The following is a 433-nucleotide window of genomic DNA, read 5'->3' on the forward strand; positions in this document are numbered from 1 at the left end:
GCCATCAACGCCGCCAAAATGGCGCTCTGGGGCGACGGCACGCACCGGGTCTCCCTGGACGAAGTCATCGTGACCATGCGCGAAACCGGCAAGGACATGAGCTCCAAATACAAGGAAACCGCAATGGGCGGCCTCGCCGTCAACGTCGTCGAATGCTGAAGGAAAGAGAACTAATGACACTGGCACCAGAAGGCCGGAAGATGCTGCGCATTGAGCAGCGAAATGCGGCCACACCGGTGGAACGGAAGCCGGAATGGATCAAGGCCAAGGTCCAGATGGGCCCCGAGTTCGTCCAGCTCAAAAACCTCGTCAAGAAGGAAGGCCTCCACACCGTGTGTGAAGAGGCCGGCTGCCCGAACATCTTCGAATGCTGGGAAGACAAGGAGGCCACCTTCCTGATCGGCGGCTCCGAATGCACCCGGCGCTGCGACTT

General features: G+C 60.0%; 1 protein-coding gene and 1 pseudogene. Both read left to right on the forward strand.

Going from position 1 to position 433, the window contains the following annotated elements; translation table 11 throughout:
* Window positions 1–159 (forward strand): L-serine ammonia-lyase, iron-sulfur-dependent, subunit alpha (locus tag AC1DGD_RS22155; RefSeq protein WP_476858039.1); only part of this gene is annotated, 159 nt, incomplete at its 5' end.
* 14 nt (window positions 160–173) lie between these two features.
* A pseudogene (locus tag AC1DGD_RS22160) lies at window positions 174–433 on the forward strand (lipoyl synthase); the annotation flags it as partial.

It is taken from the genome of Arthrobacter sp. 05T45 (assembly GCF_056395875.1).